Annotated in this window: 18 protein-coding genes and 1 tRNA gene; 8 read left to right on the top strand and 11 right to left on the bottom strand. The window is 62.3% G+C overall.

The features are described 5' to 3' along the window. Positions 1–2 precede the first annotated feature (2 nt). Positions 3–998 carry an NAD-dependent epimerase/dehydratase family protein gene (locus QOL82_RS17880; protein WP_430438507.1) on the bottom strand — a complete coding sequence of 332 codons (996 nt, stop codon included), beginning with the start codon at positions 996–998 and terminating at the stop codon, positions 3–5. Next, a complete protein-coding gene (locus QOL82_RS17875) occupies positions 995–2362 on the bottom strand; it encodes a UDP-glucose dehydrogenase family protein (RefSeq protein WP_283443663.1) in 1368 nt (455 codons plus the stop codon). The genes QOL82_RS17880 and QOL82_RS17875 overlap by 4 nt, the downstream gene beginning before the upstream one ends. Positions 2363–2825: 463 nt before the next feature. Between QOL82_RS17875 and QOL82_RS17870 the strand changes: the two genes are divergently transcribed. From QOL82_RS17870 to QOL82_RS17850, 5 genes are all read left to right on the top strand, one after another. Continuing rightward, on the top strand, positions 2826–4004 hold the full coding sequence (locus QOL82_RS17870) for a glycosyltransferase family 4 protein (protein WP_283443662.1): 1179 nt from the start codon (positions 2826–2828) through the stop codon (positions 4002–4004). Continuing rightward, on the top strand, positions 4001–5158 hold the full coding sequence (locus QOL82_RS17865) for a glycosyltransferase family 4 protein (RefSeq protein ID WP_283443661.1): 1158 nt from the start codon (positions 4001–4003) through the stop codon (positions 5156–5158). Before QOL82_RS17870 ends, QOL82_RS17865 begins: the two co-directional genes overlap by 4 nt. Further along, the gene (locus QOL82_RS17860; protein ID WP_283443660.1) at positions 5151–6476 is read left to right on the top strand and encodes a putative O-glycosylation ligase, exosortase A system-associated; all 1326 of its coding nucleotides are present in this window, start codon (positions 5151–5153) and stop codon (positions 6474–6476) included. Before QOL82_RS17865 ends, QOL82_RS17860 begins: the two co-directional genes overlap by 8 nt. Further along, complete coding sequence (locus QOL82_RS17855; RefSeq protein ID WP_283443659.1) at positions 6463–8754, top strand: glycosyltransferase; 2292 nt, start codon at positions 6463–6465, stop codon at positions 8752–8754. The genes QOL82_RS17860 and QOL82_RS17855 overlap by 14 nt, the downstream gene beginning before the upstream one ends. 186 nt (positions 8755–8940) lie before the next feature. Beyond that, on the top strand, positions 8941–9915 hold the full coding sequence (locus QOL82_RS17850) for a glycosyltransferase family 2 protein (RefSeq protein WP_283443658.1): 975 nt from the start codon (positions 8941–8943) through the stop codon (positions 9913–9915). A gap of 24 nt (positions 9916–9939) precedes the next feature. On the opposite strand, the gene QOL82_RS17845 is transcribed toward QOL82_RS17850, so the two are convergent. From QOL82_RS17845 to QOL82_RS17815, 7 genes are all read right to left on the bottom strand, one after another. After that, the gene (locus tag QOL82_RS17845; protein WP_283443657.1) at positions 9940–10980 is read right to left on the bottom strand and encodes a glycosyltransferase family 2 protein; all 1041 of its coding nucleotides are present in this window, start codon (positions 10978–10980) and stop codon (positions 9940–9942) included. A gap of 83 nt (positions 10981–11063) precedes the next feature. Beyond that, a complete protein-coding gene (locus tag QOL82_RS17840) occupies positions 11064–12506 on the bottom strand; it encodes an oligosaccharide flippase family protein (RefSeq protein WP_283443656.1) in 1443 nt (480 codons plus the stop codon). A gap of 33 nt (positions 12507–12539) precedes the next feature. Further along, the gene (locus QOL82_RS17835) at positions 12540–13484 is read right to left on the bottom strand and encodes a hypothetical protein (RefSeq protein ID WP_283443655.1); all 945 of its coding nucleotides are present in this window, start codon (positions 13482–13484) and stop codon (positions 12540–12542) included. 238 nt (positions 13485–13722) lie between these two features. Continuing rightward, positions 13723–14814 carry a nucleotidyltransferase domain-containing protein gene (locus QOL82_RS17830; protein WP_283443654.1) on the bottom strand — a complete coding sequence of 364 codons (1092 nt, stop codon included), beginning with the start codon at positions 14812–14814 and terminating at the stop codon, positions 13723–13725. Beyond that, complete coding sequence (locus QOL82_RS17825; RefSeq protein ID WP_283443653.1) at positions 14811–15749, bottom strand: HprK-related kinase A; 939 nt, start codon at positions 15747–15749, stop codon at positions 14811–14813. Before QOL82_RS17825 ends, QOL82_RS17830 begins: the two co-directional genes overlap by 4 nt. After that, on the bottom strand, positions 15737–16015 hold the full coding sequence (locus QOL82_RS17820) for an HPr-rel-A system PqqD family peptide chaperone (RefSeq protein WP_283443652.1): 279 nt from the start codon (positions 16013–16015) through the stop codon (positions 15737–15739). Before QOL82_RS17820 ends, QOL82_RS17825 begins: the two co-directional genes overlap by 13 nt. Positions 16016–16044: 29 nt before the next feature. After that, a complete protein-coding gene (locus QOL82_RS17815) occupies positions 16045–16710 on the bottom strand; it encodes a hypothetical protein (protein WP_283443651.1) in 666 nt (221 codons plus the stop codon). 331 nt (positions 16711–17041) lie between these two features. Here QOL82_RS17815 and QOL82_RS17810 point away from each other — a divergent pair, with 331 nt between their 5' ends. After that, positions 17042–17947: a transglycosylase SLT domain-containing protein gene (locus QOL82_RS17810; protein WP_283443650.1), complete on the top strand. Its 906-nt coding sequence runs from the start codon at positions 17042–17044 to the stop codon at positions 17945–17947. On the opposite strand, the gene QOL82_RS17805 is transcribed toward QOL82_RS17810, so the two are convergent. After that, positions 17922–19136, bottom strand: a complete 1215-nt coding sequence (locus tag QOL82_RS17805; RefSeq protein ID WP_283443649.1) for a VanZ family protein — start codon at positions 19134–19136, stop codon at positions 17922–17924. The genes QOL82_RS17810 and QOL82_RS17805 overlap by 26 nt on opposite strands. Positions 19137–19366: 230 nt before the next feature. Between QOL82_RS17805 and galE the strand changes: the two genes are divergently transcribed. Then, entirely contained in the window at positions 19367–20386 is a 1020-nt protein-coding gene (galE, locus tag QOL82_RS17800) for a UDP-glucose 4-epimerase GalE (RefSeq protein ID WP_283443648.1), read from the top strand. A 234-nt stretch (positions 20387–20620) separates the two neighbouring features. On the opposite strand, the gene QOL82_RS17795 is transcribed toward galE, so the two are convergent. Further along, positions 20621–20705: transfer RNA gene (locus QOL82_RS17795), tRNA-Leu, on the bottom strand. A 161-nt stretch (positions 20706–20866) separates the two neighbouring features. On the opposite strand from QOL82_RS17795, the gene rnr reads away from it, so the two are divergent. Beyond that, complete coding sequence (rnr, locus tag QOL82_RS17790) at positions 20867–23383, top strand: ribonuclease R (protein WP_283443647.1); 2517 nt, start codon at positions 20867–20869, stop codon at positions 23381–23383. The last annotated feature ends 1 nt before the right edge of the window (position 23384 follow it).

The following is a 23384-nucleotide window of genomic DNA, read 5'->3' as shown; positions in this document are numbered from 1 at the left end:
AACTAGTGGACGCCTGAGTTGTTTGACCAGCGATTATACCAATTGGCGAAAGCCAGCAGGCCGTCCGCGAGCGGCGTGGCCGGCGCGAAGCCGACCCAGTTCCGCAGCCGCTCGGTGTCGGCATAGGTGGCCGGAACGTCGCCCGGCTGCATCGGCAGGAAATCGATCACGGCCTTGCGGCCCAGCACCTGTTCGAGCGTGGCGATGAAGTCCATCACCATCACCGGCTGGTGATTGCCGATGTTGAAGACCGCATGCGCCGGCGCGCCGTCAGCTGCCGGCGTCGGCTTGAACAGCAGCCGCACCACGCCTTCGACGATGTCGTCGATGTAGGTGAAGTCGCGCCGCAGCAGGCCTTCGGCAAACACCGGTATCGGTTCGCCGGCCATGATCTTGCGCGTGAAGCTGAAGTAGGCCATGTCCGGCCGGCCCCACGGTCCGTAGACCGTGAAGAAGCGCAGGCCCGTCATCGGCAGGTCGTACAGGTGGCTGTACGAATAGGCCATCAGCTCGTTGGACTTCTTGGTGGCCGCATAGAGCGACACCGGAGAGTCGGTCTGGTCGCTTTCCGAGAACGGCACCTTGGCATTGGCGCCGTAGACGCTGCTGCTGCTCGCATACAGCATGTGCTCCACCCGGTGCCGGCGGCAGGCTTCCAGCATGTGCGAGAAGCCGACCAGGTTGGACTGGATATAAGCCGCCGGGTTCTCCAGCGAGTAGCGCACGCCGGCCTGCGCCGCCAGGTGGACCACGTGCGTCGGACGGTGGGCCTCGAACAGGCCGGCCACCTGCGCCGCATCGGACAGCTCGACGGCATGGCACTCGATGCCGCGCGGCGCCAGCAGCGCAGCCACGCGGTCATGCTTGAGCTGCGGCGTGTAGTAGTCGTTGAAATTGTCGCAGCCGATCACGCGATGGCCCATGTCGGCCAGGCGTGCGGCGACGAAGCTGCCGACAAAACCGGCAGCGCCGGTCACCAGTATGGTCTGGCCCATCATTTGGCGTCGTTGTGACCGCGCCGGCCGATGCCGTGATAGGCGATGCCGGCAGCTGCGACCAGCGCCGGGTCGTACAGGTTGCGGCCGTCGAAGATCGCCTTGCCGGCCAGGGAGGCAGCCAGCTGCTCGAAGTCGGGCGCGCGGAATTCCTTCCACTCGGTGACCAGCGCAAGCGCGTCGGCGCCGCTGACGGCGTCCGCTGCGCTGTCGCACAGCGTCAGGTAACGGCCGCAGGCTTCCTCGCCGTTTTCCTGCAGCAGCAGGCGGCGCGCTTCCGATGTCGCCACCGGGTCATAGGCGCGCACCTTGCAGCCGGCGGCGATCAGCTTGCCGATCAGGACCAGGCTCGGCGCTTCGCGCATGTCGTCGGTATTGGGCTTGAACGACAGGCCCCACAAGGCGAGCGTCTTGCCGCGCAGCGCGTCGACGCCGCCGAAGTGGCCGGTGATCTTGTCGAACAACACGCTCTTCTGCGCTTCGTTCACCTTTTCGATCGCGGTCAGCAGATGCAGCGTGCGGCCATGGTCGACCGAGGTCTTGAGCAGCGCCTTGACGTCCTTGGGGAAGCAGGAGCCGCCGTAGCCCATGCCGGCATACAGGAAATGCGGCCCGATGCGCGGGTCCGAGCCGATGCCCATGCGCACGGCCTCGATGTCCGCGCCCAGCGCTTCGGCCAGGTTGGCGAGTTCGTTCATGAAGCTGATGCGGGTGGCGAGCATGGCGTTGGCCGCGTACTTGGTCAGTTCGGCGCTGCGCACGTCCATGTGGATCAGCTTGTCATGGTTGCGGCTGAACGGCGCGTAGAGCTGGCGCATGATGCGGGTCGCTTCCGGGTCGTCGCTGCCGACGACGATGCGATCCGGGCGCATGAAGTCCTCGATGGCCGCGCCTTCCTTCAGGAACTCCGGGTTGCTGACGACGGTGAAGGACGTCGTGGCATTGCGTTTCTGCAGTTCCTCGCTGATCGCCGCGCGCACCTGGTCGGCGGTGCCGACCGGGACGGTGGACTTGTCGACCACGACGATCGGACGGGTGATGCGCTGGCCGATGCTGCGCGCGGCCGACAGGATATGGCGCAGGTCGGCGCTGCCGTCTTCGTCGGGCGGCGTGCCGACCGCGATGAAGATGACGTCGGCATGGGCCACTGCCCGGTCGTAGTCGGTGGTGAACAGGATCCGGCCGGCGGCCGCGTTGGTGGCGACGAGCTTGTCCAGGCCAGGCTCATGAATCGGGATCTCGCCGGCGTTGAGCATGTCGATCTTGCGGGAATCGACATCCAGGCACAGCACGGTGTTGCCGACGTCGGCGAAGCAGGCTCCGGAAACCAGGCCAACATAGCCAGTACCGATAATCGTAATTTTCATAAGCGCATCTAATGAGGAGGAATTGGAAACATCGCGGGAAAACAGGCGCGACAAAAGCGTCAACAAGCAAAGCGACAAGTATAACGACCGTTGGCGCGCGACCGCCTGATGACGTCCAAACGAACATCAATCCGTTGTTCGCACGATCAAATGACCCGGGAGCTAGTGCCTCCGGGGTCTTCCGAGAGCGCAGAGGCAACAATTTTCGCAAGCAACCGGGCGAAATCGCTATACTTTGGATATTGCTCAATGTAAATATTATCAAGAATGAATTATCATTCAAGCGCACCGATTTTCCAATTGATTTAACGCAAGAATAGTCGCACTGCAGCAAAACTGCTTTACTATGCGGCGGCGCATGGCAGCGATGCTGCCATTCAGGCATGATTCCGCGGTTTGCCGGAATGCTCGTCACAAGATTACCGGCAGGCCGCTGCGCACACCTGTTGTTCAAGATTACACGATGAAATTGTTGACTTTCAGTACCCTGTTTCCCAATGTCCAACGTCCCAACCACGGCATTTTCGTGGAGACGCGCCTCCGTTACCTGCTCGCCAGCCAGCAGGTGACGTCGCGCGTGGTCGCCCCAGTGCCATGGTTTCCGTTCAGCCACCCGCGTTTCGGACTCTATTCGACCTACGCGAAAGTGCCGGCGAAGGAAGTGCGGCATGGCATCGATGTATGCCATCCGCGCTACCCGGTCATACCGAAAGTGGGCATGGCGCCGGCGCCGGCGCTGCTGGCCGCGGCGATGAAATCGACGCTTGCGCGCATCATCGACGAGGGCTACGACTTCGACGTGATCGATGCGCATTATTTCTACCCGGACGGCGTCGCTGCCGTCATGCTCGGCCGCTATTTCAACAAGCCCGTCGTCATCACCGCGCGCGGCACCGACATCAACCTGGTGCCGCAGTACAAGCTGCCGCGCCGGATGATACGCTGGGCCGCTTCGCACGCCGCCGGCATGATCACGGTCTGCAATGCGCTGAAGGACGAGATGGTCGGGCTGGGCATCGATGGCGCGCGCATCACGCCGCTGCGCAATGGCGTCAACCTCGAACTGTTCCAGCCCGGCGACCGGGCCGCGCTGCGCACCGCGCTCGGCATGCGCGATTTCACGCTGATGTCGGTCGGGCACCTGGAGCCGCGCAAGGGCCATGAACTGCCCGTACAGGCATTGACCGAGATGCCCGATGTCCACCTGTGGATTGCGGGCACCGGCCCCGACCGCGCCAAGCTCGAAGAACTGGCGCGCAGCATCGGCGTGCAGGACCGGGTGCGCTTTCTCGGGCCCTTGCCGCAGAGCGAGCTGCAGCGGTATTACGGCGCCGCCGACGCGCTGGTGCTGGCGTCGAGCCGCGAAGGCTGGGCCAACGTGCTGCTGGAGTCGATGGCATGCGGGACGCCCGTCATCGCCAGCAATGTCTGGGGCACGCCCGAAGTCGTGGCCGCGCCCGAGGCCGGCGTGCTGATGCCGGAGCGCACGCCGGCCGGCGTGGTCGCCGCGCTGCGCCAGCTGCGGGCCGCTTATCCATCGCATGAGGCGACACGCCGTTATGCCGAACGTTTCAGCTGGGACGACACCACGCAGGGACAGATCGAATTATTCCAGAAGGTAGCCGGACAGGGCAGGGCATGAAAATACTGTATCACCACCGCACCCGTTCCAAGGACGGCCAATACGTGCACATCGAGGAAATGATCAGGGCGCTGCGCCAGCTGGGGCACGAGGTCATCGTGGTCGCGCCGCCGAGCGCCGAGACCGAGTCGTTCGGCTCGGACGCCGGCATGGTCGCCTGGCTCAAGCGCAGCCTGCCGAAGTTCGTCTACGAAATCATGGAGCTGGCCTACAGCGTGGTGGCCTACCGCCGCCTCGCGAAAGCGGTCAGGGAGCACCGGCCCGACTGCCTGTACGAGCGCTACAACCTGTTCCTGCCGGCCGGCATCTGGCTCAAGCGCAAATACAATCTGCCGATGCTGCTGGAAGTGAATGCGCCCATCTTCGAGGAGCGCACCCGTTACGACGGGCTGGCGCTGAAAGGCCTGGCGCGCTGGTCGCAGGCCTACACCTGGAAGGCGGCCGACTATGTGCTGCCGGTGACCCAGGTGCTGGGTGACATCGTCGCGTCCTACGGCGTGCCGCGGGAGCGCATCGTCGTCATCCCCAACGGCATCAATGCCAGCCAGTTCAGCTCGGCACCCGAGACGCAGGCCGCGAAGGCGGCGCTCGGGCTGGACGGCAACATCGTGCTCGGCTTCACCGGCTTCGTGCGCGACTGGCACGGGCTGGACAAGGTCATCTCGATGATTGCGAACGACCCGCCAGCGTCCAGCCGTCACCTGCTGGTGGTGGGCGACGGACCGGCGCGGGCGGCGCTGGAAGCGCAGGCCGATGCGCTCGACATCCGGCATCGCGTCAGTTTCACCGGCGTGATAGGACGCGACGAGGTCGCCCGCTACGTGGCCGCGTTCGACATCGCGCTGCAGCCGGCGGTCGTCGAATATGCGTCCCCGCTGAAGCTGTTTGAATATCTTGCGCTCGGAAAAGCGATCATTGGGCCGGCGCAACCGAATCTCATGGAAATTCTCACCGATGGCCAGAATGCAGTATTGTTCGATCCAGACGCCGCCGATGGCATGGCCGGCGCGATCAGCAAGCTGACCTCGGACGCGGCCCTGCGCCAGCGCGTCGGCGAAAATGCCAGAAAGACCATAGGCGAGAAGCAACTGACCTGGCGCGAGAATGCGCTGCGCGCGGTCGAACTATTCAAGAGGATCCCGAAACATGCGTGACGTCGTCATATTCGCCATCGTATTCGGCCTGGTGCCGTGGATGATCAAGCGGCCCGCCATCGGGGCGCTGGTGTTCATGTGGATCAGCCTGATGAATCCGCACCGGCTGGCGTACGGACCGGCGTACGACTTTCCGTTCGCGATGGTGGTGGCGGTCATCACGATCGGCGCGATCCTCTTTTCCCGCGAGCCGCGCAGCTATCCGGCCACCCCGGTGACGGTGCTGCTGGTGATATTCATGGTCTGGGTTACGATCACGACCCTGTTTGCGATATCGCCGCCCTGGGTGGTTAATTACGAATGGTCGCGCGTTATCAAGACCCTGCTGATGGTGGCAGTGACCATCATGGTGGTTCAAACCGAAGCCGATCTGAAGAAAATGGCCTGGATTTTAGTCATTTCACTCGGCATCTTCGGCTTGAAGGGCGGTATTTTCACCCTCGCGACCGGTGGTAGCTACCGCGTGCTCGGGCCTGCCGGCAGTTATATCGCCGAAAACAATTCGCTGGCGCTGGCAATGGTCATGGCGGTACCGATGATCTGGTACCTGCGTCTGCAGGCGACGCAGCGCTGGATGCGCTACGGCCTCACCGCGATGGCCGGTCTCACCATGATAGCCGCCGCGGGTTCTTATTCGCGCGGGGCTCTGCTTGCCGGCGCGGCGATGATGGGTTTTCTCTGGCTAAAAAGCCGCAACAAGGTCAGCACCGGCCTCGTACTGCTGATGCTCATTCCGTTGGTTTGGCTGGCCATGCCTGAACAGTGGCACGACCGTATGTCCACGATCAACGATTACCAGACGGACGGCTCCGCAATGGGCCGCATCAACGCATGGTATTTTGCAATGGAGGTGGCGAAGACCCATCTGATGGGCGGTGGCTTCATGGTCTTCAATCCGGCGATGTTCCGTATCTATGCGCCTAACCCCACCGACTTCCATGCCGCGCATAGCATTTTTTTCCAGGTACTGGGCGAGCATGGTTACATTGGACTCGTGATCTTCGTCTCTATCATCGGCACTGCATGGCTCACCGCGAACAAGATCATCAGGACCACCCGCAAGCACGCCGAATTGAAGTGGGCGAGCGATTTCGCAGCGATGGCCCAGGTCAGCCTAATCGGCTACGTCGTCGGCGGCGCATTCCTGTCGCTCGCCTACTACGATTATTTCTGGTATGTCGTTGCAGCGCTGGTTATTACCCAGCGTATTGTCGCCAGAAAGCTCAAACCGGCCGTCGCCTTCGACATGACCGGTCGCGAGTTGGTGCGTGAGCCGGCACTTGCAACCGATTCCGGAACCGTCCATGCACGGTCCTGACATCCTGAACGGTTCGTCGCCGCTGCGCCGCAGCGGTTCCGCCGCCCGGCAGGGCGTTGGCGCGCGGGTATCCAGCGGCCTGTTCTCGCTGCTTTCCCGGCAGGGCCAGAATGCCAAGCTGACCGTTCTGCTATTTCACAAGGTGCCGCTCGCGGCCGACCCGCTGACGCCAACCGAGCCGACGTTCAGTCAGTTCGAGCATATCCTCGACTTCCTGCAGGACAACGCAACCGTGCTGCCACTGGCAGATGCCGCATCCGCGCTTGCGCGCGGGAAGTTGCCTCGCAAGGCTGTCGCATTGACGTTTGACGATGGCTACGACGAGTGGCTGACCACGGTCAGTCCGACGCTCAGGGCGCGCAACATGCACGCGACTTTCTTCGTTACCACCGAGCAGCTCGATGGACCAGCGCTCTGGCATGAGCGCATCATCGCCGCAGTAAGAGCGTTGCCCGACCACGGCGCGCGCCTGCCTTATGGATTCGCCAGCTATGACGACTTGCGCTATACGAGCAGCCGGATACGCTTGATTTCCGAACTGCAGGAGCGGTTGAAATACGCACCATTGCCGGAGCGACTGGGTGCTATAGAAATGATCGAAGCGCAAGCGCGTTCGCCGCTGGTCTGGCCTCGGCCGTTCGACCGTGAGTCGGTGCGCGCGCTGCATAGCCAGGGTTTCGAGATTGGCGGCCACACCATCAACCATCCGATCCTTAACGAGTGCAGCGACGCGCAGGCGACGAACGAGATTGCCGGCTGCAAGGATGAGCTTGAAACAATCATCGGCGGCAAAGTTCATGCTTTTGCCTATCCAAACGGCCGGCCGCTAAAGGATTACGATGGCCGCCACGTCGCCATGGTGAAATCCTGCGGCTACACGGTGGCGGTGGCGACCAGCGGCGGCGCGGCGCGGCAGGACTCGGACATCTATCAATTGCCGCGTTTTACCCCATGGGGCGCAACCAATGAGCGCATGGCGCTGCAGCTGGCGAGAAACCTGGTCGAGCGCGAACGCAAAGCAGTAGTCGCGCTCCAGCACGAAGTTCGCGCCACACCGGTGCGCTGCCTGCTGGTGGCAAGCACATTCGCGCCGCTGCACGGCGGCTCCGCCGTGGTATATGAAAACCTCTGCAAGCACATGCCGGCGGGGAGCGTCAGGGTCCTTTCCGCAAAAATCAATTACCTGACCGGCCACGAGATCGAAGACTGGCGCGAGTATGACCGGGCGGCATCTTTTCCGGTAGACCGCATTCCGCTGCTGCGACCATTGATGCAGCCGCCGCCCGCCAATATCGGCGTGTCAATGGCTCGATTCGCGTTTACTGACATACCGCTGTACGCCCGCGTTCTGCTGGCGGCGGCAAGGCTGGTCCGGCACCATCAGATCAATGTCATCTGCATCGGCGAACTGGTGTACGGAACTTGGCTGGGAATCGCGCTCCGCAAGGTATTCGGCACGCGCCTAATGATCTATGTCCATGGCGAAGAAATCACCACTGCGACCAGCGGCCGGATGCATGGCAACAAGCGGCGCGATTACCTGCATGCGGCGGACAAGGTGATCGCTGTCAGCGCCTTTACCTGCGATGCGCTGACCCAACAGATGGGATTGCGCGCGGAACAGATGTCGCTCGTCCACAACGGCGTCGACACTGACCGTTTCACGCCAGGTGAGCGGGACCAGAAACTGGTGCAGAAGCATGGGTTGGGAGGCAAGAAAGTCGTCCTGACGCTCGGTCGCCTAGTGCCGCGCAAGGGTGCGGATATGGCTGTCCGAGCAATGGCTAAGGTGATCAGGCAGCGTCCAGACGTGCATTACCTGATTGTCGGGGACGGCGAGCTTCGTCCAGAACTCGAACGCCTGATTGCGCAAGAAGACCTCGGCGCCCAGATGACGCTGGTGGGATCGGTCTCGGAGCCGGACTTAGTCCGTTATTTCCGGCTGTGTGACCTGTTCTTGATGCCGAATCGCACGATGCCCGACGGCGACACCGAAGGCTTTGGACTCGTGTTCCGCGAAGCCAATGCCTGTGGCAAGCCGGTTATCGGCGGGCGTGCCGGCGGCGCGGTGGAGGCTGTGGTGGATGGCGAATCCGGTTACTTGGTCAATGGCGAGAATGTTGATGACATCGCAGCAAGGGTGCTCGATGTCCTCGATGACGAAGCCCTTGCCGCACACCTGGGTGCTCGCGGCCTGGAGATAGCCAGGGCCAGTAACACCCGCGAAGTCGCATCGCGATTTGTGCAAATTGCCGAGCGAGTGCTGAGGCAGCGCTGAGCGCCGCGTGATGGGTGCGAACGTATCGAAGCTTTTGACCGCGTGGCCAGGAACTGTTGAAATGGCAATAAATAGCAAAATCCTTGCTGTGGAACAAGGGTGCTGCAATGCAGTGGAACTTGACGAAATTGATTCACTCTTTCCCGTAACGCCTTTGCAACAGGCTGATTCGATGAAAGGTGTTCCATGTTTGAAAGTTATCCGATATCCCTGGTTGTTCCTACCTACAACCGTGGCCCGTTGATCGAAGAGACGATCGCCAGCGCGCTGGCACAGGAAAGTGGATTCGCTGAAATCGTCGTGGTCGACGATGGTTCTACCGATAACACCGTCGCCCGTCTTGCCGCATTCGGCGATAGGATACAGCTGATCAGGTCTGCAAGGGGCGGCGTCCAGCAAGCGCGTAATATTGGCGTTGCGGCATGCAGTACTCCCTATGTCGCTTTCTGCGACTCCGACGACTTACTGCAGCCGACATTTACGAAGGTCATGCTCCGAGGTATCGGCGAGCACCCGGAAGTAGACGCCTGGTACGCCAATTTTTTTCTGTTCTCGTCGGATGCTGTGGACAGGGAAAAACTTGAAAAAGCGCCGGAGGGTTTTCTGAACGGCGCGACGCGCGGCGACGATTACTGCGTCAACATTCCCAATCTTTACGAACGCGTATTGAAGTTTCAGCCTTTTTTCCCGACCGGCAGCGTGATCCGGAAAACCTTTTATCAGAGACTGGGCGGCTACGACCGTCGCTTCAACGGCGTCGGCGCCGAAGATTTCGAATTCCTGCTGCGCGTTATCTGCAACGGCAAACTGGGTTATGCGACCCTGCCACTTGCAGCAGTGCGCAAACATGATCACAACGATTCGAAAGATACGTTGCGCTCGCTGAATGGCGAAGCGGAGATCCTGGAATATTCGCTGGTCCATCATCCCGGCGCCATACAACAGCGCGCTGCTATCCGGGCTAGCGTCGATCAGAGGCGACGCCAAGCGTTCGACATTGCTTACGCCCGTGGCGACTTTCCTTCGGCGATCTATACGGCCGCTCACTTCAGCGTAGCACCAACTGACTCCAATTTCCGCATCAAGAAAGCGATCAGCAATTTTCCGGGCATCATGCGCGATATGGCCTGGCGTCTCACCCAGTCAGTCGGCCACCACTGACGGCTGGCAGGAGCGGCCGGTAGCCTATCGTGCCGCGATATGCCTAGCATGCTGGACCATCATGATCCTGCGCAGCAGCGCTATGATCCTGGGCACGCGGCGTTCCAACCTCGGCCGCCCGCTCTTGCCCAACATGCCATCCGATAGACCGAGCATGCAGGCGCGTGCTTTTTCATGCTCGCCCTTGCTCTCCAGGATATTAGCGAGATACATCGACCGGTCCAGCAACTTCAGGTGGAGCAGGCGGCGTTGGGTTGATGGCGTGTGCCGAAGCCAGAACAGAATGGCATTGCGGGTCATCAGATAGAAATAATACGGAGGACGATGATCCATGTTGTCCGCCGGATGCAGGTGACGTGCCATCGCGTCAAATGTCATCAGGCTGCGCCAGCCGCCATGCGCCAGCCGCGCGCCGATCTCATCGTCCTCGTAGTAGGCGAACAGGCGTTCGTCAAGCATGCCCACCTGCTTCAGCGCAGCGACGCGGTACAGCACCACGGTACCAGCAAGCCACATCGCCTCCGGCGTTTCCGCCTCCCACCTGCGTGCTTCGGCAATGCTAGTCGCGCGCTCGCATTCCAGGCGGCCCCAGTCATGGCGGGCGCCGCAAAAGTCAATTTCCGCGTCATTCCCGAGCGACACGATGACCGGCGATGTTGCTCCGCAATCCGGGCGTACCTGCATCAATGCGACTAGCCTGCTAAGGCAGTCGGCATCGACTACCGCATCGCTGTTGACGAGCCAGATGAAGTCGATTCCATCTTCCAGCGCGATCCGGGTGGCGACGTTGTGCCCACCTGCAAAGCCAACATTGACTTTCTGGCGCAGCAGCATGACCCTGCCTTGGTCCAGACCATCCGCGAGGCGGTGGTAGTCAGCTTCGTCCGAGCCATTGTCGATGACGACGAGCCGCACTGAGACCGATGGTTCGATACGTATGCGCATCAGCGACGACAAGCATTCCAGCGTCACTTCCGCGGAATTCCAGTTCAGCACGCTTACGAGCACTGAGCATGCGGCGGCCTGTGTCCTTGTCTTGTCCGATAGCATGGGTAGAGGATTCAACCGATGTTCTCCATAGATTCGCCCAAGCGGCCTCGCGCGTTGCTGGGCAGGTGTGGATTTACGGGGCCGCCAGCAGTCCCGGCTCAGGCCAGCCGGGCCTTCAACCCGTTGGCAACCAGATGCAATTCCGCCATCAACGGATGCCTTGTCAGCCGCAAGGCGAGATACCAGACGCTTGCGAGCGGCAGTGTCAGGATCAGCAGCACTGCCATCGCATGCAACGATGTCGGCAGCATCATTTTGAACAGCATGGCCGCAGCCATGCAGGCGATGGCGACCAAGGCGCTCGGCATGAGCGCCGTGAGCATGGTGCCGAAACGGTGGCTGAGGTATACGTAATGCTGATAGATCATGACCGGCGCCGCGAGCACGGTCGCCGCGCAGATTGCCCAGGAGAAGTTCCGGATATCTCCATTGAAGAGCACCACGCCAAAGGCAATCCGGGTCAGTAGCGTGGCGATTAGCGGCGTCGCCGACAAGTAGGGACGGCCGATCGCGGTCAGGGCCGTGGGCGTATAGTTGAATATCAGGCTGATCATGCCGGCAATGACCAACGCGTCGATGGCTGGCACCGCCGGTAGCCATTTTTCGCCATAGAGCGCAGTGACGATTTCCGCGCTGAACACATAGGTCAATGCAAGCGCGGGCCAGCCGACGCCGGTCACAAGTGCCGTTACCCGGTTGAGCAGCGGCCCCAAAGGTTCGCGCCGGTGATAAGCCTGCGATATATAAGACACTGACCCGTAGTTCACGGTGCTGCCCGCGATGTAGGTAAAGATGGACACCGTAGAGCTAGCGCGGCTGAACAGGCCAACCATGGTCGCATTGCCCAGTTTTCCGAGCAGGATGTCGGGAACCGCATTATTGATCGCCCCGATGCAATTTGACAGCAGCGTGCCGATACCGAAGTGCAGCACATTGCGCCATTTCCGGAACGAAGGAAGCCAAGGAAGGTTCTTGGGCCGCAGCGGCGTGTAGGCAATCGCGCAGGCAATGATGTTGGCCAGGTTAGCCCAGGCCATGCTCATTGTGCCGAAACCAAGGTAGGCCAGCGTTAGGCAAGTCACGGTGAATGCTCCGGTGCCAACCACGTTCACGATGGCCTGCTTTCCCGCCGCAAATTCGCGTGTCAGAAGCGAGTGAGTGATTGAGCCGAACGGAATGAAAATAAAGCCGACGGCAAGCACCTTCATGACTGGAACCATAGCCGGCTCCTTGAACCATTGGCTGATCCATGGGCTGCTCAGGTAGAGGCCAGCGGCGATGATCCAGGAGGTCGTATACATGACGCCGGTCGCCGCGCGCATCTTTTCGGGCGTCAGGTCAGGTTCGCGCTGCAAGTAAGTCCCGACCCCGAAGTCGCGGAATATATGCACGATATTAACCAGCACGATGGTCATTGAAAACACACCGATTTCACCTGGGCTTAGCATCCGCGCGAGAAGGATGCTGACAATGAACTGGGCTATCGTCGCACCGGATGACGAGAAAAAATTGATCACCAGGGAACGGCGAAGGTTAACCATGAATAACGAACATCTTTCGAAAAATCCTGACTGTCAGGAAGACAGGCCTGGCCGATAGCCAGGGCCAGACATACGCTGGATTACCGTGCGTGATGTCTTTTCGTACGTATCGTTCACAAAACGCAAGGAACCAATGAAGTGGACAAAAGTTGCATCTTCGTTCATAACGTCGGGCGTTCCGTACTTTGGATAAGGTAGCAACTGTGTGCCAAGGGCATTGGCTACCAGGTAATTCGAGGCGACCTGCTCAGTTCCCCATGATGACCATCGTACGGCGCCAATCTTGCCGGACATGCGCGAGGAAAAGTCCAGCAACTGCGTCAGCATGGTTGTCGACGGTGGAAATCCGGTGAACCCGGCACAGCCGCGCACATACATCGATCCAGGCGGCAAGCCTACTTCGGCCATGCAAGCCTCGGAATAGCCTTGTATATGGGTCTGGCCCCAAGTATCTGCTTTTGCATTGTTGCTGGTCGTCGTCAGCGTGATTAGTGTCTGCGCAGCTTCTTCTCCGAGGACAAACCCCGATTGTCTGGAAATGGCATCCAGAACTTCGCCAGGTGACCGTACCGTAACGGTATCGGCGTCAAGCTGGATCACGTAGGATTCAGCCGCATAGCTGCATATAGCCAGCAATCGTTCCCAGCAACCGCCACGCGGGATTTCCGGATGCACGAATTCCCCTGCTTTACGCAACTCGATGTGCGGCACATGCTGCCGCAGCACATCCCTGTCTTTCGCATCGATGGACGGGTCGCACACCACGACGACGCGGGCCGGGTTGGCAAAAGTGGTAAACGATTTTAGCGCAACTAAATAGGAAAGCACGTCGCGCTTCTGAACCATCGACAAAAGCGTGAAGGGCAGGTCGCCGACGCTCAAGGCCGGAGTTTTCAGCACGGCGCGCACGGCGCGCTTATGCTGCCAGCGAAAGTAGTCACGCCGGAGACGTTGCTTAATTGAAGAAACAGAAACCATGGCGTCTCCAGATACGGGTAGGAATGATGGGATAGGCAGGCAGGTGCGACAACTAGCGCTACATAACGTTGTTACGTCAAGTAATTGCTCAAATGAATGATGTCATAAGGAAATATAAGGACGAAGTATATCATGGTGAACCTGCTGAATTATTGAGCCAACCTGTATGTGCTGCATTCGTCTGGCAGCTTGCTGCGAGACGGGATCAGGGCGAATTTCCGGCACCCTTGGTCAAGTTTCATGGTTGGTTTTCCGGCTCCTGCTTCATCGCCATCGCCGCCTTGTGCGCCAGATGGCGCACAAGCAGCATCGGCGGCATCCGCAGCCAGTGCGCCCGGAAAAACAGGCTGCGCCGCGCCGCGCCGGTAAATGGATCGCCGCAGCTGGCGTGGATGGGCAGCAGCGCGCGCCCATACAGCGCGTCCATCAGCGGCGCCAGCAACGCCGGCGGACCGGACGCGGCCATGGCCCGGATCGCTGCGTCCGGCACCGGCGTGTGCAGCAGGCGCATCGCGTAGCGCAGCGCATAGTAAAGCGGGCGGGCCAGGTCGAGTTCCTGCGCGCGCTGCGCCAGCTGGGGCCAGAAGTCCGGCTGGCCGGCGAAGTGGCGCAGCAGCGCATCGAGGTCGGTCAGGTCGCGCAGGCCCTTGTCCAGCTCTTCCTCGTGGAACAGGTGGCAGGCGCTGTGGATTACCATGTCGACCGGCTGCAGCACATGGATGCCGGGACGGCCGGGCACGGCCACCGACGAGGCGATCAGCTTCGCCGAGTCCGGCTTGCTGGCCGCGGTTTCCGGAAGGATGGCGTGATGCACGTCGATGACCGTCATGCGCTTGCCATGCTGCATCGGCGGAAGTTCGTGCATCCATTCGCGGTAGTAGCGCTGGTCATAGGCGTCATGGTGGGACGACGCCCAGCCATGCATCATCAGCGCCGCTTCGGCTTCATTGATGCGCGCCTTGGGCACCAGGATGTCGATGTCGGAAAACGTGCGTCCATGGGAAGGCGGCAGGTCGGCCGCGACATAGGCGGCGCCTTTCAGCAGCAGCAGGGGCAAGCCGGCGCTGTCCAACGCCTGGCCGATCCGCGAAATTTCCCATTCGACCGCGACGCGGTGGCGCGCGGCGACAACAGTCGCGCCTTCGAGATGCATTGCCGCCGCTTCGGGCGCGCAGCCGGCAAGGTCATGCCGCAGCAGCAGGTCCGCCAGTCGCGCCAGCAGGTTGGCCGACCGGGCCTGGCGCAGCAGCAGGTCCCATTCGGCAAGCGCCAGGCTGCGCACGGACTGCGGGTCGCGCAGGACCCGGACGATGACAGGGGTCGGGATCACGGATTGCCTGCCTGGCTGCTCGGTTGGCTGCTTAACTGTTCAAACGCGGCGATGGCTTCGTCCAGGCTGCTGTAATGCAAGTCGTAGCAATCGGAAGCGCCGACCACGCCGGCCAGCGCATTGAAGCCTTCCACGCCGAGTTGCGCATAATTGAATGCATTGTCGGCGACGCGCATGAACGCGCGCGTGCGCGGCACTGGGGTCAGCGTCAGCGGCGCGCCGGCCTCGTAACGGGGAAAGATGATCCAGCCGGGCAGGGCGGCTTCACCGGCGCGGGCGACGCTGTCGGCTGGCGCCTTCATCTGGGCGACGGTGCCCTTGACGGTGTCGGATACACTGGGACTGAAGACCGCGCCGGGCGCATAGGCTTGCATCAGCGGGATCGACGCGTTCTTCAGGCTCACCGGCCGCGGCAGCGGAATCAGCCGCGAATCGCTGCGGCGCACCAGCGTCAGCTCGTCCGACAGCAGCCGCCAGCCGTTGTGGATGAGCGCCGCGCACAGCGTGCTCTTTCCCGAGCCCGGCGGCGCCGGCAGGATGGCCGCACGGCCGTTCCTTTCGATGACCGCAGCATGAATCATCAGGTAATGATGCGCATTGCTCGATACGCACCAGTTCAGGCCCCATTCGAACATCGGGAATGCCTGGTCGCGCGGCAGGGCGGCAAACGGCGAGGCGCCATCCGCAATGAAGTCCACCTGCGGCCGGAACCAGCGCCGCAGCCCGCGCGGCGTCGTCAGGGCGACGTGGAAGTCGGCATAGGCCCCGTCGGCCAGCGCATAGTCGCCGTAGAGCAGCGCGAATGAGGAGGCGACATGTTCAAGGCGTGTCTTCAGGCAGGCGGTAAATACCCCGGTCCGGAAGTAAACGCCATCCGATTTCAGGCGCCGGCGCAGTTCGGCCGCAGGCAAGGCGGAGATCGTCAGGGCAGGCAAGGTTCTATCAGTCCGAGGCCATCGAGTTCATCCGCGAGCGACATGACAAGCTGCTGCAGTTCGTCGTCGGACTCGAATTCCCAGTCGTTTGCAAGGGCAGCGCAGATGCCGGCGAGATTGTCCGGGCTCTTGCGCAGGTGCTGGAGGAAAGCAATGGCAATGGCGCTGAGAAGATGGGTGTCGCCGGAGTGATCGTTGTAGACAACGGACTCATCCTGTCCGGCCAGCATGCGCAGCGATTGCCCGTCGCGCAGCTTCCATTTCATCCGGGCACGGCCTTGCGGGTCGGGCAGGTTCAAGAGTTGTTGAGTGGCGAGCCGGGCGTTTGCGTGTAGCTCAGGTACTTGATGATTTCATCGGTGGACCAGCGCACGCCCGCCGTGACTTCATAGGAATTGTTCGCATTCCAGTCCCGAAAAATTTCCTTGACCTGGATTGTTGTCGGGTAGGTGCTTCTGTTGGTGCTGGCATTGAGCAGCGCAGCGATCAGGTGCTTGACGATCAATGGCGTCTGGGTGCCGAACAATGCCTGCCGCAGCGTCGCCTTGTCCAGCAGAAGGCCGCTGGTGCCGCCGCCGGTATCGGCAATGCCGGTGCCGGTGACTGGCTCGCCCACGAGAAGATCGGGGCGCGCCGGGCTGAATTCGATGGAGAACATCGCCGTGCCTGGCGGCGCCCAGCCTTCGGTGCGCATCCAGTCCATATAGCTGAGCCCATTGCACTGGATAACGCCGTCAGCGGCGCGATGGCTCTGGTTCATCGAAGTGAAACCGGAAGGCGTGGTGCAGGCAAGGTTCGCCAGCACCGAGCGGCTTGCCAGCGTCGCGACGACGGCCGATGCGCCAACGCCGACGCGGGTGAAACGCCGACGCGATGGATTTGGCACGACTGCGTGGGCCGGCGGTTGTGCTTGGTCAGCCGCCTGGCTCTTGTCTTCGTGCCCTGAATTTTCCATCGTCATATAGTTACTCCGTCTTATCCGGTTCGCTGCTGCGTAGATGAAGCTATGCAGATACTAACAGATTCGTTCAAATAGTTGATATCAAGAATGATGCCATCTTGCTATCTGCTTGATGTCACGCAATCGGATATTGTTAAAATCACATGTATTTCGCAATAGTTGGCATTATACCCAACCAGAAAGCAATCCGTGCCGGGTCGAACATGCGTGCGAAAAGTTCGCTATACTCTGCGCCGTGCCAGAATAGTTGCAATTATTGAAATAATTATCCCACGCATTTGCCCGGTGGGATGCGAACTCCATCAACAAAGCGCTGATGAAAGGTGGCTTCATGCATTTTGCCCGTTCCAAACTGGCCTTCCTGACGGCAGCCCTGCTCGTGACAGGCGTTGCGCTTGCCGACAACAACCAGCCCGCGCCGGAAGGCGCCGCCCGCAATGCGGCGGCGCTTGTAAGCGAAGCGGCCCGGTATGAACACGCGGAAGGTGTGCCGCGCGACTACGGCCGTGCGATCTCCCTGTACTGCGCGGCGGCAAAGGCCAACCATCCGGACGGGCAGTATGGACTTGGCTGGATGTATGCGAATGGCCGCGGCGTCGATCGTGACGACGCCATTGCCGCCTACCTGTTCAACCTGGCCGCGCAGCAGGGGCATCTGCAGGCGCAGAACATGCAGAAGCTGGCTGCCACGGCCAAGCCGGTGATGCCGCCCTGCCTGGTGCCGCCGCCGAAAGTCGTTCAGGCGCCGGCGCCGGCGGAATTGCCGGCCGGCCGCGAGCCGAATTATCCCCGCGGCCATATCTACAACATGGTCGGCAAGGTGTCGCCCAAGTACGAGGTCGACCCGCAGCTGGTGCTGGCGTTCATCGCCGTCGAGTCCGGTTTCAATGCCAACGCGGTCTCGCCCAGGAATGCGCAGGGCCTGATGCAGCTGATCCCGGAAACGGCGCGCCGCTTCCGGGTGAAGGACGCGTTCAATGCCGAGGACAATATCAAGGGCGGCGTCGCCTACCTGCAATGGCTGCTGGCCTTCTTCAAGGGAGACGTGCCGCTGGTGGCGGCTGCCTACAATGCAGGCGAGCGGGCGGTGGAGAAGTACCGTGGCATTCCGCCCTATCCGGAAACACGCGACTACGTCCGCCGCATCACCGCGCTGTATCGCAAGACCAGCCACCCGTACCGCCAGAACCTGGTGCCGGCGTCGCCGATGGTCAGCCGCGTGGTGGCTGCCGACTAGGCGGGGCAACGCTCGCGGCGCCGTCCTCGCGCACGCACCACGGCATGATCCAGCCCACCACGCACAGCAGCACCTGGGTCATGTCGCCATAACGGCCCGGCATCCACTGCTGCTGCCATTCCATCGCGAATACCGCCGCACCGACCAGCACCGCGCCGGCGGCGATGCCTGGCTTCGACAGCCGGGCCGGCGCATGCCAGCGGGTGAACCAGGCGATCGCCATGAACGGCCACAGCAGCTCGAGGATGTTCTCCAGCGCCGTAATGGAGCGCATGTGGCCCGCGAACGGAATCCAGTTGAACGACAGGCCGATGCCGCCGCCGTCGACCGGCGCCAGTTCGGAAACCGTGAAGCCCGCCGCGACCAGCGCGATGCCGGCCAATGGCAGCAGCCTGGCCGGCAGCAGCCGCATCGCGCAGCAGGCCGCAAGGGCCAGCATCGAGCCGCCGATCGCCTCGAGCGACAGCACGCGGCTGACCACGATGATCTTGGCCAGCAATACCGCTGCCAGCATCGCCGCCAGAAGGCGCAAGGCCGCACGGCCCGGCCGCGCCAGCAGCATCAGCATCAGGCCGATGCCGGCTGTCATCAGTGTGTAGCGCGCCAGGCGGGCGAGGTCGATCGGATGCGGGTCGTGCAGCGCGCGCCACAGGCCGCCCAGCGCATGCCGGAGGTGGCCGATATCGAGCGTGGGCACCAGCGGGCTGGTCTGCGACAGCATCCAGAAGCCGATCACGACCAGCCCGGTGTTGGCCAGCGCGCCGTCGCGGAACCAGCGGTCGCGCCAGGCCAGCACCAGCCTTCCCGACAGCGTGTGCCGCAGGACGGTGGTCGCCAGCGTGGCGCCGCCGGCGCTGCCCAGCGTATTCATCACGATGTCCACCGACGAGGCGACGCGCGCGCTGTTGAACTGCTGCAGGGTTTCAATGCTGAAGCTGACCAGCGCGCCCAGCGCCACCGCCAGCAGCGCCGCGCGCAGCACCGGCATCGACTGCGCGAGCCATAGCGTGCAGAGCATGCCGAACGGCGCATAGACCAGCACGTTCTGCAGCACGTCGCCCTTGTCCAGGTGGTCCGGCCACAGCGGCAGGAACTGCATCAGCGGATAGGCGGGCGCATGCCATTGGCTGAACGGATAGAGGCTGCCGTAGAACAGGAGCACAAGGTAGGCGAAGACGGCCAGGGCCATGCGCTGGCCATGCGCGCGCTGGCGGGATTGCGGCTCGAGAGTGCTGGCTGGCGGCATGAAGGAAAGCGGAAGGCTTTGATCAGACAGGAGTGAGGCGGGATTGTACGCGAGTAGAATTGCTTCCGTGCACAACGGCAAGTCTTTCTGCGTTGTGCGTCTGGCCCCGGGGCCAATTGCGCGCCGTACCTGACCGGTCGGCGCTATCCCAATTTCGGAAGGTTTCTTTTTTTATGTCTAAAACCATACTGGTGACCGGCGCGTCCGGCTTTATCGGCTCGCATACCTGTGTCGAGCTGCTGCAGAGCGGCTTCAAGGTGGTCGCGCTGGATAACCTGTGCAACAGCTCGCGCAAGTCGCTCGACCGCGTCAGCCAGATCACCGGCAAGGACCTGCCACTGCAGGAAGCCGACATCCGCGACCGCGCGGCGCTGGACGCGATCCTGTCGGCGCAGCAGATCGACGCGGTGATCCACTTCGCCGGACTCAAGGCGGTCGGCGAATCGGTCGAGAAGCCGCTGTTCTATTTCGATAACAATGTCGGCGGCACCATCAACCTGCTGGAGGCGCTGGCCGCGGCGAACGTGAAGAATTTCGTGTTCAGTTCGTCGGCCACCGTCTACGGCGACCCGGAAGTGCTGCCGCTGGTCGAAAGCGCGCGGCTGTCGGTGACCAATCCGTACGGGCGTTCGAAGCTGATGGTCGAGCAGATCCTGGGCGACCTGGAAAAAGCCGACCCGTCATGGCGCATTGGCGTGCTGCGCTACTTCAACCCGGTCGGCGCGCATGAAAGCGGGCTGATCGGCGAGGATCCGCGCGGCATACCGAACAACCTGATGCCGTTCATTGCGCAGGTGGCGGTCGGCCGGCGCGAGCGGCTGTCGGTGTTCGGCAATGATTATCCGACGCCCGACGGCACCGGCGTACGCGACTATATCCACGTGGTCGATCTCGCCAAGGGCCACGTGGCCGCGCTGAACCGGCTGTTCGCGCACGACGGCGGCTTTACCGTGAACCTCGGCACCGGGCAGGGCTACAGCGTGCTGGAAACCATCAAGGCATTCGAGGCGGCCAGCGGCCGGCCGGTGCCGTACCAGATCGTGCCGCGCCGTCCTGGCGATATCGCGAGCTGCTATGCGTCGCCGGTGAAAGCCAGGGAGCTGCTGGGATGGCAGGCGGAGAAGGGGATGCGCGAGATGTGCGAGGATCACTGGCGCTGGCAGGAAGGGAATCCGGAAGGGTTTGGGGGGTAGGGCTGTTTTGATTTGAATGATCCGCGGGGCGGATCATTGCGGGTCTGGTCAGAGACTGGCTTGATGAAATCAAGCCAGTCTTTTGTTCACGGAGGGAGCTCGGTCACGTTCCGCGACCCCGCCCGGCCCTGCGGGGCCGGGCTTTCGAGTCCCTCCCGCAAAGCGCGCAGGCGCTTTGCTCGTGGGCGCCAAACGCAAAAGGCCGGTTGCTTGCGCAACCGGCCTTTCTTGTTTTGGTGCCCACGGAGGGACTCGAACCCCCACACCTTGCGGCACATGGACCTGAACCATGCGCGTCTACCAATTCCGCCACGTGGGCTCGGGGAGATGCTGCTTCCCAAAGAAGACTGGCATTATAGAGAAAAACTTCCCGAAGTCAATTCGGCGAGGCGAATTTCGGCGGCCGGCATTGTGCTAGGCGAATATTGCCTTAGTCCGGTACACTACCCGCTCTATTTTTTAACCTGAAACCCCACGCTTTTGAGCCAATTTCCCTACTCCATACCAAGTCGCGAGGACATTCTCGGCATCCTCCGCACCGCCAGCGAGCCGCAAGACGCCGCATCGGTCGCCGCCGCGCTGCAAGTGGGGCCTGACGAGATGGAGGGGCTCACGCGCCGGCTCAATGCAATGGAGCGCGACGGCCAGATCGTGCTGGAGCGCAGCGGGTTCTACAAGCTGAGCAACGCGCCCAATTTTATTGCGGGCAAGGTCAGCGGCCATCGCGACGGCTTCGGCTTCCTGATACCGGACGACGGCGGCGACGACCTCTTCCTGTCGGAAAAGGAAATGCAGAAGGTGTTGCATGGCGACCGCGTCAAGGCGCGGGTCACCGGCACCGACCGCCGTGGACGGCCCGAGGGCACCATCGTCGAGGTGGTGGAACGGGCCAATACCCGTGTCATCGGCCGGCTGCTGAATGAAAATGGCGCATGGATCGTGGTTCCCGAGGACAAGCGCATCGGCCAGGACATCCTGCTGGCGGGTTCGCCGGGCAAGGCCAAGAGCGGGCAGGTGGTCAGCGTCGAGCTGACCGAGCAGCCGTCGCGCTATACCCAGCCGGTGGGCCGGGTGATCGAGGTGCTGGGCGACATCGACGACCCGGGCATGGAGATCGAGATTGCGGTCCGCAAGTTCGGCGTGCCGCACGAATTTTCCGAGGATGCGAAGAAGCAGGCGGCGAAGCTGCCGGGCGAAGTGCGCGAAAGCGACCTCGAAGGCCGGGTCGACCTGCGCGACATTCCGATGGTGACCATCGACGGTGAAGATGCGCGCGACTTCGACGACGCCGTGTATTGCGAGCCGGTCAAGATCGGCCGCAGCAAGGGCTATCGCCTGATCGTCGCGATCGCCGACGTCAGCCATTACGTCCGTCCGAACGACGCGCTGGACGCCGACGCGCTGGAACGCAGCACCTCGGTCTACTTCCCGCGACGGGTGATCCCGATGCTGCCGGAAAAGCTGTCCAATGGCCTGTGCTCGCTGAACCCCGACGTGGACCGCCTGACGCTGGTCTGCGACGCGGTGATCACGGCCAAGGGCGAGGTCAAGGCCTACCAGTTCTACCCGGCAGTCATCCACTCGGCCGCCCGGCTGACCTATAACGAGGTCGCGGCCATCCTGACCAATACCCGCGGCATCGAGGCGGCCAAGCGGCAGGAACTGGTGCCGCACCTGCAGAACCTGTACGAGCTGTTCCACGTGCTGCTGCAGGCCCGCCATGCGCGCGGCGCAATCGACTTCGAGACGACCGAGACCTATATCGTCATCAACGGCTCGGGCAAGATCGAGCAGATCCTGCCGCGCACCCGCAACGACGCGCACCGCCTGATCGAGGAATGCATGCTGGCCGCCAACGTCTGCGCGGCCGACCTGCTGGAGCGGCACAAGCATCCGACGCTGTTCCGCGTGCACGCAAGCCCGAGCAAGGAAAAGCTCGACCAGCTGCGCACCTTCCTGAAGCAGATGGGCCTGAACCTGGGCGGCGGCGACAAGCCGTCGGCGTCCGACTATGCCGAACTGCTGCCGAAGATCAAGCTGCGCCCGGACGCGGTGCTGCTGCAGACCATGCTGCTGCGCTCGATGCAGCAGGCGGTCTACAGCCCGGAAAACATCGGCCACTTCGGCCTGTCGTATGAGGCGTATGCGCACTTCACCAGCCCGATCCGGCGCTACCCGGACCTGCTGACGCACCGTGCAATCAAGGCCATCATCGCCGGCAAGCGCTACGACCCGCGCGGCATCGAGGTCAGCGAACTGAACACGACGCTGTCGCCGGCCGCGCGCCGCAAGCAGGCCGCGGACAAGCTGAGCGGCAAGAAGAAGCTGGAAGGCGAGCTTGCCATCTGGGAGTCGCTGGGCGTGCATTGCTCGGCCAACGAGCGCCGCGCCGACGAAGCCTCGCGCGACGTCGAAGCCTGGCTCAAGTGCTATTTCATCCGCGACCACCTGGGCGAGGAGTTCACCGGCACCGTGTCGGGCGTCGCCTCGTTCGGCATATTCGTGCAGCTCGACACGCTGTTCATCGAAGGCCTGGTGCATGTCACCGAGCTGGGCGCCGATTATTTCCAGTATGACGATGCCCGCCATGAACTGCGCGGCGAGCGCACCGGCATGCGCTACCAGTTGACCGACCGCGTGACGGTGCAGGTAAGCCGTGTCGACCTCGACGCCCGCAAGATCGACCTGCGGCTGGTGTCCGAACCCGGCATCCATACGCAGCTGAAAAACGAGGCGCGCCGCGCCGACGCCGAGCAGGAAAACAAGCAGGCCAGGCAGGCGAAGCCATCGAAGAAGGCGGACGACGGGCAGGGCGGGCAGGATGCGCCCGCGCCGGCTTATCCGACCACGCAGGACCAGGGCGCGGCCGGCCGCAAGGGACGCAGCCGTCATGGCGAGCCTGGGCTGGGTGCGCATGCGGCATCGGCGCCAAAAGCGCGGACGTCAGGAAAAAATGCCGGCGACAAGTCGGGCAGCAGGAAGAAGCGGCAGAAATAAG

This window comes from Noviherbaspirillum suwonense (assembly GCF_900182955.1).
Classification (GTDB): domain Bacteria; phylum Pseudomonadota; class Gammaproteobacteria; order Burkholderiales; family Burkholderiaceae_D; genus Noviherbaspirillum_A; species Noviherbaspirillum_A suwonense.
This window is presented reverse-complemented; position numbering and strand designations above follow the sequence as displayed.

Coding starts and splice junctions, on each gene's coding strand:
- QOL82_RS17810 (WP_283443650.1), top strand. CDS start 17,042: ATGCATTTTGCCCGTTCCAAACTGGCCTTCCTGACGGCAGCCCTGCTC.
- galE (WP_283443648.1), top strand. CDS start 19,367: ATGTCTAAAACCATACTGGTGACCGGCGCGTCCGGCTTTATCGGCTCG.
- QOL82_RS17840 (WP_283443656.1), bottom strand. CDS start 12,506: ATGGTTAACCTTCGCCGTTCCCTGGTGATCAATTTTTTCTCGTCATCC.
- QOL82_RS17805 (WP_283443649.1), bottom strand. CDS start 19,136: ATGGCCCTGGCCGTCTTCGCCTACCTTGTGCTCCTGTTCTACGGCAGC.
- QOL82_RS17835 (WP_283443655.1), bottom strand. CDS start 13,484: ATGGTTTCTGTTTCTTCAATTAAGCAACGTCTCCGGCGTGACTACTTT.
- QOL82_RS17815 (WP_283443651.1), bottom strand. CDS start 16,710: ATGACGATGGAAAATTCAGGGCACGAAGACAAGAGCCAGGCGGCTGAC.
- QOL82_RS17855 (WP_283443659.1), top strand. CDS start 6,463: ATGCACGGTCCTGACATCCTGAACGGTTCGTCGCCGCTGCGCCGCAGC.
- QOL82_RS17865 (WP_283443661.1), top strand. CDS start 4,001: ATGAAAATACTGTATCACCACCGCACCCGTTCCAAGGACGGCCAATAC.
- QOL82_RS17880 (WP_430438507.1), bottom strand. CDS start 998: ATGATGGGCCAGACCATACTGGTGACCGGCGCTGCCGGTTTTGTCGGC.
- QOL82_RS17850 (WP_283443658.1), top strand. CDS start 8,941: ATGTTTGAAAGTTATCCGATATCCCTGGTTGTTCCTACCTACAACCGT.
- QOL82_RS17875 (WP_283443663.1), bottom strand. CDS start 2,362: ATGAAAATTACGATTATCGGTACTGGCTATGTTGGCCTGGTTTCCGGA.
- QOL82_RS17860 (WP_283443660.1), top strand. CDS start 5,151: ATGCGTGACGTCGTCATATTCGCCATCGTATTCGGCCTGGTGCCGTGG.
- QOL82_RS17820 (WP_283443652.1), bottom strand. CDS start 16,015: ATGAAATGGAAGCTGCGCGACGGGCAATCGCTGCGCATGCTGGCCGGA.
- QOL82_RS17870 (WP_283443662.1), top strand. CDS start 2,826: ATGAAATTGTTGACTTTCAGTACCCTGTTTCCCAATGTCCAACGTCCC.